Source organism: Xanthomonas sp. LMG 12462 (genome assembly GCF_009192885.1).
GTDB classification, from domain to species: Bacteria; Pseudomonadota; Gammaproteobacteria; order Xanthomonadales; family Xanthomonadaceae; genus Xanthomonas_A; species Xanthomonas_A sontii.
In genome coordinates this window covers 33,811-51,246 of record NZ_NMPP01000047.1, presented here as the reverse complement: position 1 = coordinate 51,246, position 17,436 = coordinate 33,811, and the positions used below count along the sequence as shown (strand labels likewise).

General features: G+C 71.5%; 16 protein-coding genes. 10 read left to right on the top strand and 6 right to left on the bottom strand.

The genetic code is table 11. From position 1 onward, the window contains the following. Nucleotides 1–128: 128 nt before the first annotated feature. From CEK69_RS12670 to CEK69_RS12645, 6 genes are all read right to left on the bottom strand, one after another. Complete coding sequence (locus CEK69_RS12670) at nt 129–845, bottom strand: fimbria/pilus periplasmic chaperone (protein WP_152245956.1); 717 nt, start codon at nt 843–845, stop codon at nt 129–131. After that, on the bottom strand, nt 845–1,165 hold the full coding sequence (locus CEK69_RS12665; RefSeq protein WP_152245954.1) for a hypothetical protein: 321 nt from the start codon (nt 1,163–1,165) through the stop codon (nt 845–847). Before CEK69_RS12665 ends, CEK69_RS12670 begins: the two co-directional genes overlap by 1 nt. 81 nt (nt 1,166–1,246) lie before the next feature. Beyond that, the gene (locus CEK69_RS12660; protein WP_152245952.1) at nt 1,247–2,269 is read right to left on the bottom strand and encodes a spore coat U domain-containing protein; all 1,023 of its coding nucleotides are present in this window, start codon (nt 2,267–2,269) and stop codon (nt 1,247–1,249) included. Then, nucleotides 2,266–4,635 (bottom strand): fimbria/pilus outer membrane usher protein, encoded by a 2,370-nt coding sequence (locus CEK69_RS12655; protein ID WP_152245950.1) that lies wholly within the window; start codon nt 4,633–4,635, stop codon nt 2,266–2,268. Before CEK69_RS12655 ends, CEK69_RS12660 begins: the two co-directional genes overlap by 4 nt. Further along, the gene (locus CEK69_RS12650) at nt 4,586–5,326 is read right to left on the bottom strand and encodes a molecular chaperone (protein ID WP_152245948.1); all 741 of its coding nucleotides are present in this window, start codon (nt 5,324–5,326) and stop codon (nt 4,586–4,588) included. Before CEK69_RS12650 ends, CEK69_RS12655 begins: the two co-directional genes overlap by 50 nt. Nucleotides 5,327–5,340: 14 nt before the next feature. Next, nucleotides 5,341–5,844: a spore coat U domain-containing protein gene (locus CEK69_RS12645; RefSeq protein ID WP_017912102.1), complete on the bottom strand. Its 504-nt coding sequence runs from the start codon at nt 5,842–5,844 to the stop codon at nt 5,341–5,343. Nucleotides 5,845–6,070: 226 nt separating this feature from the next. Here CEK69_RS12645 and map point away from each other — a divergent pair, with 226 nt between their 5' ends. The 10 genes from map to CEK69_RS12595 all read left to right on the top strand — a co-directional run bounded on the left by map (nt 6,071) and on the right by CEK69_RS12595 (nt 17,354). Beyond that, nucleotides 6,071–6,847 carry a type I methionyl aminopeptidase gene (gene map / locus CEK69_RS12640; protein ID WP_267083159.1) on the top strand — a complete coding sequence of 259 codons (777 nt, stop codon included), beginning with the start codon at nt 6,071–6,073 and terminating at the stop codon, nt 6,845–6,847. A gap of 29 nt (nt 6,848–6,876) precedes the next feature. Beyond that, on the top strand, nt 6,877–9,477 hold the full coding sequence (locus tag CEK69_RS12635; protein ID WP_152245970.1) for a [protein-PII] uridylyltransferase: 2,601 nt from the start codon (nt 6,877–6,879) through the stop codon (nt 9,475–9,477). Further along, nucleotides 9,477–10,472 carry a 2,3,4,5-tetrahydropyridine-2,6-dicarboxylate N-succinyltransferase gene (gene dapD / locus CEK69_RS12630; protein ID WP_017917099.1) on the top strand — a complete coding sequence of 332 codons (996 nt, stop codon included), beginning with the start codon at nt 9,477–9,479 and terminating at the stop codon, nt 10,470–10,472. The genes CEK69_RS12635 and dapD overlap by 1 nt, the downstream gene beginning before the upstream one ends. A gap of 1 nt (nt 10,473) precedes the next feature. Then, entirely contained in the window at nt 10,474–11,343 is an 870-nt protein-coding gene (locus tag CEK69_RS12625) for a hypothetical protein (protein WP_152245944.1), read from the top strand. A gap of 336 nt (nt 11,344–11,679) precedes the next feature. Continuing rightward, a complete protein-coding gene (locus CEK69_RS21285; protein ID WP_226975152.1) occupies nt 11,680–12,462 on the top strand; it encodes a hypothetical protein in 783 nt (260 codons plus the stop codon). A gap of 231 nt (nt 12,463–12,693) precedes the next feature. After that, nucleotides 12,694–13,050, top strand: coding sequence for an arsenate reductase (locus tag CEK69_RS12615; RefSeq protein ID WP_150408990.1), 357 nt, complete (start codon nt 12,694–12,696; stop codon nt 13,048–13,050). Continuing rightward, a complete protein-coding gene (locus CEK69_RS12610) occupies nt 13,047–13,505 on the top strand; it encodes a GNAT family N-acetyltransferase (RefSeq protein WP_152245942.1) in 459 nt (152 codons plus the stop codon). The genes CEK69_RS12615 and CEK69_RS12610 overlap by 4 nt, the downstream gene beginning before the upstream one ends. A 162-nt stretch (nt 13,506–13,667) precedes the next feature. Further along, on the top strand, nt 13,668–14,798 hold the full coding sequence (dapE, locus tag CEK69_RS12605) for a succinyl-diaminopimelate desuccinylase (protein WP_152245940.1): 1,131 nt from the start codon (nt 13,668–13,670) through the stop codon (nt 14,796–14,798). A gap of 250 nt (nt 14,799–15,048) precedes the next feature. Beyond that, nucleotides 15,049–16,740 (top strand): asparagine synthase B, encoded by a 1,692-nt coding sequence (asnB, locus tag CEK69_RS12600; RefSeq protein WP_017912253.1) that lies wholly within the window; start codon nt 15,049–15,051, stop codon nt 16,738–16,740. Beyond that, on the top strand, nt 16,737–17,354 hold the full coding sequence (locus tag CEK69_RS12595) for a LysE family transporter (RefSeq protein WP_152245938.1): 618 nt from the start codon (nt 16,737–16,739) through the stop codon (nt 17,352–17,354). Before asnB ends, CEK69_RS12595 begins: the two co-directional genes overlap by 4 nt. Nucleotides 17,355–17,436: the final 82 nt, after the last annotated feature.

Genomic DNA, 17,436 nt, shown 5'->3' with positions numbered 1-17,436 from the left:
CACGGGCGATGGCGGCAGGTGTGAATTCGCCGGTGCGTCCGGCGTGGACGGTCCATCGGCCGATGACAGGCACGACGAAGCCGCGCACTATACCTGGCGGACGGCGGTGGCGCAATGCGCCGGGCGGTTCACTCGGCCGGCAGAGCCTGCAGTGGCGCCTGGTCGTCGAGCCTGGCCGCGAAGCGGCCGCCGGGCGCGGTCGCGGCGGGCGGCAGCGGCCAGCGCTTGTAGTCGCCGGCCAGGATGTAGCCGGCGAGGCTGGGGAACAGGGTCTGGATGCGGCCGTCGGCGCCGACGAAGCTCAGGTCGCTGAGCCGGGCATGGGCGCTGCCGCGGTTGTGCACCACCAGCTCCGGCCCGCGCGCGCCGGCGATCAGGTGGGCGCTGAGGCGCGGTGCGGCTGCCGGGTCCGCAGGGCTCAGGAACACCGGCGTGGAATAGCGCAGCAGCAACGGAGCGGCCTGCGTGGCAGGCGCGCCGGTGTCGGGTGGGGCGGTGCGTTCCTCCAGCACCAGGCGGTAGGCGCCTTCGTTGGCGCTCGCAGGGCCGGTACGCACCAGCCGCAGCAGTTGCCGCCCCTGCGCGGGGATGTCGATCGACTGCGGGCTGGCGCGGACCTCGTCGGTGCTCTCCAGGTCGTCCATCCCGTCGCTCTGCCGCCAGCGGTACACCGTGACCTGCGCCTGCCAGTGGCGGTCCTGGGTATTGCTCAGCCAGATCTCGGTGCTGGTCTCGCCGGGTGCCAGTTGCACCAGGGTCGGGCTGATCCGCACCCCGGCCGCGCCAGCACTGCCGGCCAGCGCCAGCAGCAGCGCCGGCAGCAGGCGCGCGCGGGCGCTGCCCATCAGAACGCGACCGTGGCGTAGCCCGCCGACGTGCCCGGCGTGATGCCGGCGGCGGGCAGGCTCAAGGCCAACGCCATGCTGGCGCCGGGCGCGGGTGTGCCGTCGATGCTGACCTGGTAGGCCAGCGGGCGGTTGCAGGCGACCGTCGGCAGTGCCCCGGGTTGCGGACGCGCCGGGGCGCCGAGCTCGCAACTGCGTTCGATACGGATACCGATCCGCAACATCGCGCCGCCGGTGCTGACGGCGGGTTGCGCCGCCGCGTCGACGCCGGCCACGCACAGGCTCGCCAGCAGCAGCGGTCGCAGGAACGGCGCAGTCATCGAGCGGAACTCCGGGGAGGACACAGCCAATAGCGGCCCTCGCCACGACAACTTGACCGGCACGCTGGCGCCGTTCAGGCCTCAGTAGGTGACGGTGACCTTGACCACGTCGCTGTAGCTGCCCGGGGCGGGCGTCTGCCGGGCCGGGACCTGCCCGTACAGGGTCAGCGTCTGTGCGCTGCCGGTCCCGGTGCCGGTCTGGGTATCGGTATTCAGGGTGCTGCCCCAGCGTTGGGTGCGCGCAGCGTCTCGGTACAGCTCATAGGTCAGGTACTGGCCGCTGGCGCTGCGCATGCGGCGCACGTTGCCGCTGGCGTTCTGGCCATTGTCCAGGCTCACCTGCCAGGCGGTGCGGTAGCGGCAGTTCATGCTGAGCACGGTGGTGTAGTTCAGCGGGTTGTCGATCAGGCCGGACTGGGTGCCGAAGTCCAGGTCGGCGATGCTGGCGATGGTGCAGGTCGGTGCGGCGGTGGCGCTGGCCACGAACGGGAACTGCACCGAGGTGCCGCCGCCCTTGCCGCCGGTGGTGCAGGAGGTGGGAATCACCGCGGGGTTGCCGACCAACGGCTCGTCGTAGCGGTACTGCAGGTTGGTGTACACGCCGCTGAAACTGTTCTGGTAGGCCCCGGTGGCGATACCGCTCTGCAACGGGACGCGCGCATAGATGGTGTAGGTGCCGGTGCCGCTGCCGCCGGTCGCCAGCGACGAATAGGTCAGGTCCACCTGCAGTGGGGTGGAACCGCTCAGCGCGCTGCCCCAGATCAGGCTGCGCGCGCTGTCGCGGTAGAGCTGGAAGCCGAGACTGTCGTTGAGCGGGTTGAGCATGCGCCGCGGGGTGATGCCGAGGCCGGCACCCTGCGCGCCCTCGCCGATGTTCAGGCACATGCGCACGTAGATCGTGCCCAGCACGCTGATCGCGCCGGTCTGGCAGGTCACCAGGATCTGTGCGGTGGCGTCGGTGGCGGCGGTGTCGGAGAGGGTGCCGAAGCTCACCGCCGTGGCCTGCGCGGTACAGGTGGTGGTCGCGGCAGCGCGCTGCGGCAGCAGCGCCGCGGCCACCAGCAGCAGCGCCGGCAGCCATATCCGCCAGGCGCGCGCGCTCACGGCGTGCGCTCCGGCAGGCAGCGCAGCGGACCCAGCCGGGTGGGCGGCGCCTGCGTCGGGCGCTCGATCCGGAACCGGCAGTGGCTTCCTTGCATGTCCACCTCCAGGTCGTTGCGGCCGGGCGCGAGCCCTTCCACATAGGCCTGGCCATCGTAGCCGACCACGGTGTCGACGCCCGGTCCATGCACCCGGCTGCCGACCGGCAGCGGCGCGTCGGCGGCGTCGTGCAGTTGCACCAGCACGCCGTCGCTGCGGCGGATCGGGAACGCCACCACCACCCCGGTCCGATCGCGCGGCACCACGATCTGGTCGACCTGCTCCGGCCGCAACTCGGGCGCCAGGCGCATCGGATCGATCGACAGCCGGTTGTGCTGCCAGGCCAGCAGCGGCGTGACCAGCAGGAAGCCGCGCGCATCGGTGCGGCCGATCGGCCGGTTCTCCAGCAGCACCGGCACGTCGGCGACGCCGCCGGTGGAGACCAGGGCGAAGGCCTGGTCGAGATCGCGGCCAGGGAACCAGCCGCCGCCGATCCAGGCCACGCCGCCCGACGCTTCCGCATAGGCGTAGCGCTGGCCGCCGGCGCTGGCGATGCCGCCGGCGTAGCGGGCGCTGTCGCCACGCCAACTGGCCTCGGCCAGGCCGCCGCCGCCGTCCTGCCCGCCGCGCGCCTGCAGCCGCCAGCCGCTGCCACCGTCGGCGGCTGCCGCCTGGCTGAGGTCGGCCGTCGCACTGGTGCGTTCGCCGATGCGTTGCACGGCGACGCCGGCCTGGCGGCGGCCGTCCAGCGCGATCGACCAGCCCAGGTACACGCTGCGGTCGCGGGCCTGGTCAAGGTTCTGGTTGATGCTCAGGTTCAACGACGACTGCCGCGGCAGGGCCCGCGTCCAGAACAGGCTGGCGTAGCGTTGGTCGCCGCTGTCGGGGTAGGCCAGGCGCACGTAGCTCAGGGCGATGTTGCCGACGCCGTCCCAGGTGCTGCCGAACAGGGCGCGCTCGCTGATCCGCGGCGGCGCGGCGCCGTAGCGGGCGGCCACGTCGCGGTAGCCGGCCTGCGCGCGCTGGGTGTCCATGGCCAGGTTGAAGCGGCCGTTGTTCCAGCGGTAGCTCAGCGCGTACTGCAGGCCGTGCTGGCCGGCCGCACCGCCGTGCGCCAACGAGGCGCCGAACACGCCGGCGCGCGGCAACAGCCACAGGCCGCCGACCCCGGCGTTGCGCACGCCGGCCCCGGCCTCGGCGTGCGCCTCGGCGGTGAAGCGTGGGCCGAGGCCGCGCCGCCAGCTGGTGCTGCCGACGGTGTCGCCGGCATAGGCGAAATCGGCGACGCCGTACGCCTCGCGCACCCGGCCCAGCGCCAGCGACCAGTCGGTCAGCCCGCTGGCCAGCAAGTCCTGGGTCGCATAGAACGGAAAGGCCAGCGAGCGGGTGCGGCCGTAGGCGTCGGTGATCACCACCTGGGCATTGCCGGCGCCGTCCACGCCCGGCGCGGCGGACAGCTGGAACGGTCCGGCCGGCAGCTGCGCGCCGTACTGGCGGATGCCGTTGACGTACAGGTCCACGCTGGACGGCACCGCCACTTCGCCGAGGAATTCCGGCAACGGGGTGATCGCGCGATACGGCTGCAGGCCGAAGTCGCTGCCCACCCGCACGCCGCCCAGGCGCACGGTGCGGCTCCAACTGGTGCTGCTGCTGAAGGTGTCGCCCAGCACCACGCTGGTCATGCGCTCGGGCAGCGACCACTGCCATTGCGTGTCCAGGCGGATCGTCTGGGCACGCCAGTCCTGCTGCGGCTCGCGGTACACGCGGCCGATGAAGGACTGCCGCAGCAGGCCCTGGCCCAGACCGAGCACGCGCAGCTCGCCACTGGCGGTGAGATTGCTGGCGCCGCCCTGGCGGCTGGCGTAGAGGTCGTAGTCGAGCAGGGCGCCGGGTGAACTGGTCGCCGGCAGCGACGGCACGCCGCCGCGCGCGTCGATGCGGGTGGTGGCGACGTCCAGCAGCGCCACCGGCGCGTCGATCGTCACCTGCTGCAGGCTGGCGTCGTAGCGGAAGCGCACGCCGTCCAGGTCGCCCAGGGCGATCGCCGCGCTGGCGTCGCTGCCGTCCACACGCAGGCCGAGCTGGTGCAGCGTGGCGGCGCTGGCGCGCAGTTGCTCGCCGTCGCGCTGGAACTGGAACAGGCCGGGCTGGCGGGTCTGGTTCAGGGTGACCTCCAGGTACAGGGTCTCCTGCGCCGGAGCGGTCGCCTCGGGCCGGGGCGGGGGCTGCGGCTGGGCGACGGCGAGCGCGGCGCTGCCGGCCCACAGCGCCAGCAGCAGTTCAGGGCGCCGCGGCGTCCACGACCAGCGACTGCGCGCGCGGCTCGCCATTGATCCTTGCCTCGAACGTTCCCTGGGTCTGCGCCAGCGCCGCCGGCAGCGGCCAGCGCTTGCGTTGTCCCGGCAGCACGTAGCCGGCCAGGCCCTCGGCGATGGCGCTGCGGCGGCCGTCGCCGGCGACGAACTGCAGGTCCACCAGCTGCGCGTGGCCGTTGCCCTGGTTGGCCACTTCCAGCGCCGCGGCGGCGCCGTCGCGGACCAGTCGCGCGCGCAGCGTCGGCGCGGTGGCGACGGCGGGCTGCAGGAACACCGGCACCGAATAGCGCAGCACGAACTGCAACCCGGCGCTGGCGCCGCTGGCGGGATCCTGGCCGGGCAACTCGTCGACCAGGATGCGGTAGGCGTCCTCGTGCGCGCCGGGCGCGGGATCCAGGCGGATCACCCGCACCAGTTGCCGCGCGTGCGGCGCCAGTTGCAGCATCGGCGGGCTGAGCGCGATGCGGTCGCTGGGGTCGAGCACATCCTCGCCGTCGCGCTGCTGCCAGTGGAACACGCGCACCTGCGCACGCAGCGGCACGTCGCCGCTGTTGCTCAGCCACAGGCCCTGCGCGGTCTCCTCGGCACGCAGCGACACCGAGGTCGGTGCCACCTGCAGGCTCGCCGCGACAGCCGCGCCGGCCGCCGCCAGCCACAGTGCGGCGAGCGCCGGCAGGCGCAGGAAGGAAGGCAGTCGCGAACGCATGCAGGCGGCTCCGGTTACCAGGTGACGGTGGCGGTGACGACGTCGCTGTAGGAACCGGCAGGGTAGTTGGTGCTGGCGACCTGGCCGTAGACGGTGATCGGTTGCACTGCACCATTGCCGGTGCCGGCCTGGGTGTCGGTGCCGATGGTCGAGCCCCAGTTCTGGGTGCGCGCGGCATTGCGGTACAGCGCGTACGGCACGCGTGCGGTATTGCTGGCGTCGGCACTGCCCATGGTGCGGGTGGTGACCGTGGCGCCGGAGCCGGAACCGGCGTTGAGCGCGATGTTGTACGGGGTTCCGGAGGTGCAGCGCACGTTCAAGGTGCCGGTGCTGTTGATCGCGGTCTGGGTGGAATTGACGCTGCCGAAATCGACATCGGTAGGCGCGGTCTGGATGTCGCAGACGCTGGTGATCTGGATCTTGACGTTGAAGGTGCGCGAGTCGGACTGGGCCCAGGCCAGGCCGGTCCCGGCGGCGAACAGCACGAGGAAGGCGAGAACGCGATGGAAGAGATACATGGCAGGGTTCTTCGGTGAGGGCGGACAACCGCCGGTGCCACCGCCAGTGCAAAATGCGCGCCAGTTCACATTTTTATGGATCGTTATCCAGTTTTCACATGGGATGACCGCCACAGGGCGCCGTGTTCAGTGCGATGAAGGCAGCGGCGACCGCGCCGGCGTGCCAAAAACCCGGCAACGCGCCCGGCGCGTTCAGCCAGCGCCGGGATGAGCGATAATGACGACCATGACCGTCAATCTGAAAACTCCGCAGGACATCGAGAAGATGCGCGTGGCCGGCCGTCTGGCCGCCGAGGTACTGGACCTGATCGGCCCGTACGTGAAGCCCGGCGTCACCACCGCCGAGCTGGACCGCATCTGCCACGACCATATCGTCAAGGTGCAGCAGGCGGTGCCGGCCAACGTCGGCTATCGCGGCTTTCCGAAGACCGTGTGCACGTCGGTGAACAACGTCATCTGCCACGGCATCCCCAGCGAGGGCAAGGTCCTGAAGGACGGCGACATCGTCAACATCGACGTCACCGTGATCAAGGACGGCTGGCATGGCGACACCAGCCGCATGTACTGCGCGGGCACGCCGTCGGTGATGGCGCGGCGCCTGATCGAGGCCACCTACGAGGCGATGTGGCGCGGCATCCGCGCGGTGAAGCCGGGCGCCACGCTCGGCGACGTCGGCCATGCCATCCAGCAGTACGCCGAGAGCGAGCGCTTCAGCGTGGTACGCGAGTACTGCGGCCACGGCATCGGCAAGGTCTACCACGACGAGCCGCAGGTGCTGCACTACGGCCGGCCGGGCGATGGCCTGGTGCTGAAGCCGGGCATGACCTTCACCATCGAGCCGATGATCAACGAGGGCACGCGCTACACCCGCGTGCTGCCGGACGGCTGGACCGTGGTGACCAAGGACCGCAAGCTCTCCGCGCAATGGGAGCACATGGTCGCCGTCACCGAGGATGGGGTGGAGGTCCTGACCCTGTCGCCGGGCGGCCTCGGCGAACCGTGAGCCTGCTGCCGGCCGGTGCCGATGCCGGCATGCCCGGTGCCGGCGTCGACGACGCCGGTTGGGCCGCCGCGGTCCGGCAACTGCTGGCGCAGACCGATGCGCGGCTGAGCAAGCGTTTCGACCAGGGCGACGACATCGATCGCCTGCTGGCGCTGCGCGCGCGCGCGCTCGACCAGTTGATCCGCCACGCCTGGAGCCGCTGCGTGCCGCGCGAGGCCGGGCTGGCGTTGTTCGCGGTCGGCGGCTATGGCCGTGGCGAACTGTTCCCGCGCTCGGACATCGACCTGCTGGTGTTCGGCGACCTCGATCCCGCCTACGAACCGGCGCTGGCACGGCTGTTCCCGCTGTTGTGGGACGCCGGCGTGCCGGTGAGCCATGCGGTGCGCTCGGCCGCGCAGTGCACTGCGGCCTGCGCCGACCAGACCGTGCTGACCGCGCTGATCGAGGCACGCCCGCTGCAGGCCGACGCCGCCGCCAAGGCGGCGCTGGCGGCGGCCATCGCCCCGCAGCGGGTGTGGCCGCCGCGCGAATTCTTCATGGCCAAGCGCGAGGAACTGCAGGCCCGCCACCAGCGCTTCGGCGACACCGCCGACAACCTGGAGCCGGATATCAAGGACGGCCCCGGCGGCCTGCGCGACCTGCATACGCTGGGCTGGATGGCGCTGCGCGCATTCGGCGTGCGCGACCTGGAGCCGTTGATCGGCCTGGGCCACGTCGGCGGCGACGAGGCCGCCGCGCTGCGCCGCGAGCGCCGCGAACTGGCGCGCTTGCGCTACGGGCTGCACCTGGTCGCCAACCGTCCGGAAGAGCGCCTGCGCTTCGATTACCAGAAGACCCTGGCGCAGCGCCTGGGCTTCTCCGACGACGTCGAGAGCCTGGGCGTGGAAAAGATGATGCAGCGCTTCTATCGCAGCGCGGCGATCGTGCGCCGGCTCAGCGACCGGCTGCTGCAGCGCTTCGAGGAACAGTTCGACGGCGAAGCGCAGCCGCAGCCGCTGGACGGCGGCTTCTCGCTGCGCCGCGGCTACCTGGCCGCCGACGACGAGCGCTGGCCGCAGGCCGATCCGGTACAGGTGTTCGCGCTGTTCGCCACCTGGGCCGCGCACGGCGAGATCCGCGGTCTGCATTCGCTGACCGCGCGCGCGCTGGCCGAGGCGCTGCCGCATCTGCCGGCCTACGCCAGCGCCAGCCCGACCGCGCGCGAGCGCTTCCTGGCGCTGTTGCGCGGCCCGCGCGCGGTGCAGACGCTGACCCGGATGGCGCGGCTGGGCGTGCTCGGGCAGTGGATCCCCGCCTTCGCGCAGGTGTCCGGGCGCATGCAGTTCGACCTGTTCCACGTGTACACGGTCGACCAGCACACGCTGATGGTGCTGAAGAACATGGCGGTGTTCGCCAACGCGCGCGCCGACGAACGCTTCTCCATCGCCCACGAAGTCTGGCCGCGGCTGCGCAAGCCGGAATTGCTGCTGCTGGCCGGCCTGTTCCACGACATCGCCAAGGGCCGCGGCGGCGACCATTCGGAGCTGGGCGCGGTGGATGCGCGCGCGTTCTGCGCCGCGCACGCGCTCAGCGCCGCCGACACCGAGCTGGTCGCCTGGCTGGTCGAGCAGCACCTGCGCATGTCGGTGACCGCGCAGAAGCAGGACATCGCCGATCCGGAGGTGATCCATCGTTTTGCCAGCCTGGTCGGCGACCGCGAGCGCCTGGACTATCTGTACCTGCTGACCTGCGCCGACATCGCCGGCACCAGCCCCAAGCTGTGGAATGCGTGGAAGGACCGGCTGCTGGCCGACCTGTACTTCGCCGCGCGCCGCGCCCTGCGCGAAGGCCTGGAGCATCCGCTGCCGGTGGCCGAGCGCCTGCAGGAGGCGCGCGAGGCCGCGCGCGCGCTGATGCACATCCAGGGCCATGACGACGCCATCATCGACCGTCAGTTCGCCGGCATGCCGGACGAGAGCTTCCTGCGCTTCCGTCCCGAGCAACTGGCCTGGCAGGCGACCTCGCTGATGGAGGTGGAACTCGGTGGCACCCTGGTCAAGGTGCGCCCGGTCACCCCCGACGACGCGGCGCTGGAAGTGTTCGTGTATTCGCCGGACCGCGACGGCCTGTTCGCCGCGATCGTGATGACGCTGGACCGGCTCGGCTACGGCATCCATCGCGCGCGCGTGCTCGACGCCCCGCACGGGGCGATCTTCGACACCTTCGAGGTGATGCCGGCCGACGCCTTCGCCAGCGGCGACATCGCGCAGTTGCAGGCCGGACTGCGCGAGGCGCTGGCTGGCGACCTGGCGCGGCTGCGCCCGGCGCGGCGGGTGGTGCCGCGCCAGCTGCGGCATTTCCGCTTCGCCCCGCGCATCGAATTCCGCGAAAGCCTCGACGGCCGCCTGACCCGGCTCAGCCTGGTCGCGCCGGACCGCCCGGGGCTGCTGTCGGACGTGGCCCAGGTGCTGCGCCGGCAGCACCTGCGCGTGCACGACGCGCGCATCGCCACCTTCGGCGAGCGCGCCGAGGATCTGTTCCACATCACCGACGAGCACAACCTGCCGTTGCCCGACGCCGCCCGCCAGGCGTTGCAGGCCGCGCTGCAGGCCTGCCTGGACCCCGATACCCCGCCTGGAGACCCCCGCTGATGGCCACCAAGAAGCCTGCCGCCAAGAAGCCCGCTGCCAAGACGGCGGCCCCCAAGAAGACGGCCAAGCCGGTTGCCGCAAAGCCGGCGGCGCCGACCGTGGCGAGCAAGCCCGCCAAGCCCGCACCGAAGCCGCTGCGCGCCAAGCCGGTGGCCGTGCCCAGCGCCGACGAGCTGAAGTTCACCATCGACAGCGCCTTCGAGCGCCGCGCCACGCTGACGCTCGACGAGATCGAAGGGTCGACCCGGCCGGTGGTCAACCGCGTCATCGACGGCCTGGAGAGCGGCGAGTTCCGCGTCGCCGAGCCGGACGGGCACGGCGGCTGGAAGGTCAACGAGTGGCTGAAGAAGGCGGTGCTGCTGTACTTCCGGGTCAACGAGATGGCCGTGGTGGAAGCGCAGCCGGCGCCGTTCTGGGACAAGGTGGAGGCGCGCTTCGCCGGCTATCACGAAGCCGAATTCCGCAAGGCCGGGGTGCGCGTGGTGCCGGGCGCGGTGGCGCGCCGCGGCAGCTACTTCGGCAAGGACGTGGTGCTGATGCCGAGCTTCACCAACATCGGTGCGCACGTGGGCGAGGGCACCATGGTCGACACCTGGGCCACGGTCGGTTCCTGCGCGCAGATCGGCAAGCACTGCCACCTGTCCGGCGGCGCCGGCATCGGCGGCGTGCTCGAGCCGCTGCAGGCCAGCCCCACCATCATCGAGGACCACTGCTTCATCGGCGCGCGCTCGGAGGTGGTGGAGGGCGTGGTGGTCGGCCATCACAGCGTGATCGGCATGGGCGTGTTCCTGGGCCAGAGCACGCGCATCTACAACCGCGCCACCGGCGAGATCTCCTACGGCTACGTGCCGCCGTACAGCGTGGTGGTGTCCGGGCAGTTGCCGTCCAAGGACGGCTCGCACTCGCTGTACTGCGCGGTGATCGTCAAGCAGGTCGACGCCAAGACCCGCAGCAAGACCAGCGTCAACGACCTGCTGCGCGGCCTGGCCGACTGAGATGCCGGCGGCGGTGCCGGACCTGGCCGAGGCCGCGGCTTACCGGCACCCGTCCGCCGCCTGGTACGGGCGCGCGCTGCCGCGCCTGCTGCATGCGCCTGGCTGGACCCGGCTGCGGCGTGCGTTGACGCAACGCTGGCCGCTGCCGGCGCTTGTGAGCGACGTGCGCGAGGTGGTCTATCTGAACTGGTGGGTCGACGTGCGTCGCGCCCCGCCACCGCCGCCGGGTTACGCCCATGTCGTCCACCAGGGGCGCACGCCGTACACCATCCTCAGCTATCGCCACGGCCATTTCGGTCCTGCCCTGGCCGGGCCGCTGCGGAAGCTGCTGCCATCGCCGCTGCAGAGCAACTGGCGGTGGTACCTGCGTCGCGTGGATGATGTGAACGCCGGGCCGGTGGTGCTGTTCGACCGCAACGTGATGGATGGATTGGCCTACGTGGCCGGCGCACGCGCCGCCAGCGACGCCATGCAGCCGCACCTGGCCGCGCGCTTCGTGCACGCGCTGCAGTCCGATGGCAGCGGCCACACGCAGATCGAGCCGGGGCAGGGCAGCGCGCCGGCGCTGCAACTGCACTGGCAGCCTGCCGAGGCCTGGCACGATGCCGACTGGACGCCGGCGTTCGCCACGCGCGAGGCGCTGCTGCGCTTCCTCACCTGCCAGGACGAGGCCATCGCGCGCACCTGCGACGGCCGCTGGGCCAGCACCCGCATCGCCTTGCCGGTGGACCCGGCCACGCTGCAGCCGTTGCGGCTGACCGGGGCGCTGACCTGCCCGCGGCTGCAGGCGCTGGGTGTCGCGCTGGAGGAGGGATTGGCCTTTCGCCTGCCGCGTGTCGCGTTCCGGGTGGTGTCCGAACGGCTGCTCTGAGCGCCTGGCGCCTGGGTAACGCCGGCAGCGTGCAACAGGTTCGAGCGGTTCCGTCGCGTGCCCGTGGCACAGGGCCATGCGCGCCGGTTGCACCGCAGCGTCGCCGTGCCTGTTGCGTCGACGCTCGCCTCCGCCTGGGTGATCGACGGTGCAGGAGATGGACGGCCGGCCGTCGGTTGAACCGGGCGATCCCGCGGCCGGTCGGGAGCGCTGTGCATACCCGGCGTACATGGGTGGCCCGATACGCTGGCGCACGCGATTGCGCCACTGCCGCCATGTCAGGGGGGCGGAACGGAAGAGGCCTGGCGCGCTGCCACGAACGAACAGGAGAGACCGATGCGTACGATCATGTGGGCTTGCTGGATGACGGCGGCGTTCGCGCTGTCCGGGTGCGGCCGTGAGGGCGCGCCGGCGTCGACGACGCCCAAGCAGGGCGACACGCCTGCGGCGGCCGCCGCTGCGCCCAATCCGGCGCCGGCCGCGACACCTCCGCCTGCGCAAACGCCTGCGACGACGACGGGGACGGGGACTGCCGACGCGGCGGGCGCGCCGCTGTCCTGCGCCGACGAGATCGGCGCCGACGCCGCGGCGGCGCGTGCGGCCACCTGTCGCTCGGTGTCGCCGGCCACGCACCCGCCCTGCAATGCCGCCAACAGCTGCGCCATGATCGACGACGAGATCGCGCGCAGTTGCGCGCTGCTCGGTCGCGACGGGCCGGCCACCGCCGGGTGCGGCCCGGCCGCCGACAGCCCGCAGGCCGCGGCCGACGTGGTGCGGCGCTACTACGCGGCGATCAATGCGCGCGACTACGCCACGGCCTGGCAGCAGTGGGGCGAGGACGGGCGCCCGGGGCAGTCCTACGCGGCCTTCAAGGCCGGCTTCGCGCAGACGCGTGCGGTGAAGGCGACGATCGGCGCGCTGGGCGCCAGCGATGGCGCCGCCGGTTCGGTGTACCAGCCGGTGCCGGTCACCGTGGAGGCGACGCTGGCCGACGGCAGGCGGCAACGCTTCCGCGGCGACTACGTGCTGCGCCGGGTCAACGGCGTGGACGGCGCCTCGGCGGCGCAGCTGCGCTGGCGGATCGACTCGGCCAAGCTCCAGGAAGTGCCGGCGCAGTGAGGCCTGGCGGCGTCTTCTTGCGCGTGGGAGGCCGATGGCGCGCGCGGCGGGTAAGATCACGCGCGCTGCTGCCTGTCGATGACGGCATACCCGGTTCGTCTCCTGATGGCATCGCCCGCCGAAAGGCGGTGCGCGGTGCTTTGGAGTGCGATCTGTTCTGGGCCGACCGACCCTCACCCCAACCCCGCTCCCGGTGGGAGAGCGGCTTCATTCGCTTGAAGGGATGTTTCGATGACGACGTTGTACGGATTGAAGAACTGCGACACCTGCAAGAAGGCGACCAAGTGGCTGGACCGCTTCGGCGTGGCCTATACCTTCGTCGATTACCGCGAGCACAAGCCGACCCCGGAGACCCTGCTGGACTGGGCCGGCCAGGCCGGTGGGTTCGACGCGCTGGTCAACAAGTCCTCCACCACCTGGCGGCAGTTGCCCGACAACAAGAAGACACCCGGCTCCGATGCCGAATGGAAGCTGCTGCTGCGCGAGTATCCGCAACTGATCCGCCGCCCGGTGGTGGTAACCGACGACGGCAAGCTCAGCCAGGGCTTCTCCGACAACGGCTTCAAGCAGCGGTTCGGGATCGCGTGAATATCCGCCCGTACCGGGCCGACGACTGGGCGCGCCTGTGCGCCATCCACGATGCCGCGCGGCTGGAGGAGCTGCAGGCGGCGGGGCTGCCGGAGGCGTTCCTGCCGCTGCCGATCGCGGCCGAGCGCGAAGGCTTGTTCGACTACCGCGTGCAGGTCGCAGAAGCGCACGGCCAGGTGCTCGGCTTCGTCGCCGACGACGGCGAGGAACTGGCCTGGCTGTACGTGGATCCGGCCGCGCGCCGGCGCGGCGTCGGTCAGGCGCTGGTGGTCGCGGTGCAGCAGGCCAGCCCGGCTGGCCTGACGCTGGAATTGCTGGAGGGCAATGCCGCGGCGCTGGCGTTCTACCGCGCCTGCGGTTTCGTCGAAACCGGCACGCACGGCGGGCGCATGCCTGGCAACGAAGCTTTCGCGGTGCGCGTGCAGTACATGCGCTGGCCCGGCATCGCGCCGTAGCGACGGCCGGCGCCGCGACCGCGCACCCGTCCGGCGATCCCGGCCGATGCTTCGAATCCGCAAGTCCCGCTCGTACACTGCGCAACGTGCGCCGTCGGCACGCGACGCTGCCGCCGCCGATCCGCATCGCGTCTCCCTCGTGTTTTCCAACGGTATCCCTGCATGTCCGATGTCCTTGAACTCGCCTGCGACCTGATCGCCCGCCCGTCGGTCACCCCCGACGATGCCGGATGCCAGGCGCTGATCGCGCAGCGGCTGCAGCGCGCCGGTTTCGCCATCGAGCGGCTGCGCTGCGGCGAGGTCGACAACCTGTGGGCCACCCATCGCGGCGGCGACGGTCCGGTGCTGGCGCTGCTCGGCCATACCGACGTGGTGCCGCCGGGGCCGCGCGAGGCCTGGAGCAGCGATCCGTTCGCGCCGCAGGTCCGTGATGGCGTGCTGTACGGGCGCGGCGCCGCCGACATGAAGGGCAGCGTGGCCGCCTTCGTGGTCGCCGCCGAGCGGTTCGTGGCCGCGCAGCCGCAGCACCCGGGCACGCTGGCGCTGCTGCTGACCAGCGACGAGGAAGGCGATGCGATCGACGGCGTGCGCCATGTGGCGCGCGTGTTCGCCGAGCGTGGCGAGCGCATCGACTGGTGCATCACTGGCGAACCCTCGTCCACCGAGCGGCTTGGCGACCTGCTGCGGGTCGGCCGTCGCGGCAGTCTTTCCGGCGCGCTGCGCGTGCGCGGCGTGCAGGGGCACGTGGCCTATCCGCACAAGGCGCGCAACCCGATCCACCTGGCCGCGCCGGCATTGGCCGAGCTGGTCGCGCGGCACTGGGACGATGGCTACGAAAGCTTCCCGCCGACCAGCCTGCAACTCTCCAACATCCATGCCGGTACCGGCGCCAACAACGTGATCCCCGGCGAACTGCAGGTCGCCTTCAACCTGCGCTACACCCCGCACTGGGATGCGCCGCGGCTGGAAGCGGAGATCGCCGCGCTGTTCGATCGCCATGGGCTGGACTACGACCTGCGCTGGCACCGCAGCGGCGAACCGTTCTACACCCCGGAAGGCACGCTGCGCCGGGTGGCGCGCGAGGTGCTGGGCGAGGTCGCCGGCGCGCCGCCGGAGGAGAGCACCGGCGGCGGCACCTCCGATGCGCGCTTCATCGCCCCGCTGGGCGCGCAATGCATCGAGGTCGGCCCGGTCAACGCCAGCATCCACCAGGTCGACGAGCACGTGCGCGTGGCCGACCTGGAGGCGTTGCCGGATCTGTACCTGCGCCTGATCGAACGGTTGCTGCGGTAACAGTTGCGCCGGCCCGCGTGCCGGGTTACGGTCGTTCCATGACCTCGCTGTCCGCCCTCCGCTCGAGCAACGCCAACGGCCGCAATAATGCGCTGGCGAATAATCGTGCGCGGCCGATGCGGGTCTGCGACTAGGCGCTACCAGAAACACCACGCCCAGCCACCAGAAAACCCGCATCGGCCGATGCGGGTTTTTTTGTGCCTGGGTGTCTCCCCTCCGCAACCACCACCCCACGATCAGGAGCTTTCCCATGTGTTCGATCTTCGGCATCTTCGGCCTGCAACCGGGCGACGACCTGCAGGCGCTGCGGCGGCAGGCGCTGGACTGCTCGCAGCGGCAGCGCCACCGCGGCCCGGACTGGAGCGGCGTGTATGTCGACGACGGCGCGATCCTGGTCCACGAGCGCCTGGCCATCGTCGATCCGGCCGGCGGTTCGCAGCCGCTGCTTTCCGACGACGGGCAGCTGGCGCTGGCGGTCAACGGCGAGATCTACAACCATCGCGAACTGAAGAAGCAGCTGGTGCAGCCATACGCCTTCCAGACCGGCTCGGACTGCGAGGTGATCAACGCGCTGTACCGCGAAACCACGCCGGACGCGCTGCTGAACCGCCTCAACGGCATCTTCGCCTTCGCGCTGTGGGACAAGGCCGCCGGGCGCGTGCTGATCGCGCGCGATCCGATGGGCGTGTGCCCGCTGTACTGGGGCCACGACGCGCAAGGGCGGCTGCGGGTGGCCTCGGAGATGAAGTCGCTGGCCGACAGTTGCGCCGACGTCGCCCAGTTCCCGCCGGGCCACTACTACGACAGCGCCAGCGGCGAATTGGTGCAGTACTACCGCAAGCCGTGGCGCGACTACGCGGCGGTGCAGGGCGTGGAGGTTGGCAAGCAGGAACTGCGCGAGGCGTTCGAGCGCGCCGTGCATCGCCAGCTGATGACCGACGTGCCGTACGGCGTGCTGCTCTCCGGTGGACTGGATTCGTCGCTGGTCGCGGCGGTGGCGGCGCGCTTCGCGCGCAAGCGCATCGAGGAGAACGACGAGGCCGAGGCCTGGTGGCCGCGCCTGCACTCGTTCGCGATCGGCCTGAAGGGCTCGCCGGATCTGGCCGCCGCGGCGATCGCCGCCGAGGCGCTGGGCACGGTGCACCACGGCTTCGAATACACCTTCGAGGAAGGCCTGGACGCGTTGCCGGAGGTGATCCGGCACATCGAGACCTACGACGTCACCACCATCCGCGCCTCCACGCCGATGTTCCTGCTGGCGCGGCGGATCAAGGCGATGGGGGTGAAGATGGTGCTCTCCGGCGAAGGCAGCGACGAGATCTTCGGCGGCTACCTGTACTTCCACAAGGCGCCGAACGCGCGCGAATTCCACGAAGAACTGATCCGCAAGCTCGACGCGCTGTACAACTACGATTGCCTGCGAGCCAACAAGTCGATGATGGCCTGGGGCGTGGAGCCGCGCGTGCCGTTCCTGGACGTGGAGTTTCTGGACGTGGCCATGCGCATGGACGCCCAGTACAAGATGGCCGGCACCCGCGCCGACGGCAGCAAGCGCATCGAGAAGGCGGTGCTGCGCGAAGCCTTCGAGGGCTATCTGCCCGAGTCGATCCTGTGGCGGCAGAAGGAGCAGTTCAGCGACGGCGTCGGCTACGGCTGGATCGATGGGCTGAAGGCACACGCGGAGGCGCAGGTCAGCGACCGCGAACTGGCCGCGGCCGACAAGCGCTTCCCGGTGAACCCGCCGCAGACCAAGGAAGCCTATTACTACCGCAGCCTGTTCGAGCGCGTGTTCCCGACCCCGGCCGCGGCCGAGACCGTGCCCGGCGGCAAGTCGATCGCCTGCTCCTCGCCGGCGGCGATCGCCTGGGATGCCAGCTTCGCGACGATGGCCGATCCCTCCGGCCGTGCGGTGGCCGGGGTGCACGCGCAGGCGCTGGGGTGACCGGCGCCAGCCTGCTGGCGATCGCCGGGGTGCTGACGCTGGGGGCGATCAGCCCCGGCGCCAGCTTCCTGCTGGTGGCGCGGCTGGCCGCGGGGCGCTCGCGCGCGGCCGGGCTCGCCGCGGCACTGGGCATGGGCGTGGGCTGCGCGCTGTTCGCGTTGGCGGCCTTGTTCGGCCTGCAGGCGTTGCTGGAGCGGGTGCCGGCGCTGCATCGCGCGGTGTCGGTCGCCGGTGGCGCCTATCTACTGTGGCTGGCCTGGCGGGCGTGGCGGACGCCGGTGTCGCTGGCCGCCATCGCGCCGGAACAGCAGGTGCCGGCGGTGCGCTCGGCCTTCGTCATGGGCCTGTTGACCCAGCTCGGCAACCCGCAGACCGCGCTGGTGTTCGCCGGCCTGTTCGCCGCGCTGCTGCCGGCGCAGCGAGTGCCCGCCGAGTACGTGGCGCTGCCATCGCTGGCCTTCGCCATCGATGCGGCCTGGTTCGCGCTGGTGGCCGGGTTGCTGTCCGCACCGGCGCCGCGGCGCTGGTGGTTGCGCGCGCGGCGGCCGCTGGACCGGCTCAGTGCGTTGCTGATGAGTGGCCTGGGCCTGCGCCTGCTGTGGCGGGCGGTGTAGCCGCAAGCGCAGGCGTGTCGCGCTGCTCCGGTAGCGTGCGTGTTCGACGCCGGCGATGCGTGCCGCGGGATGCGGCTCCTTT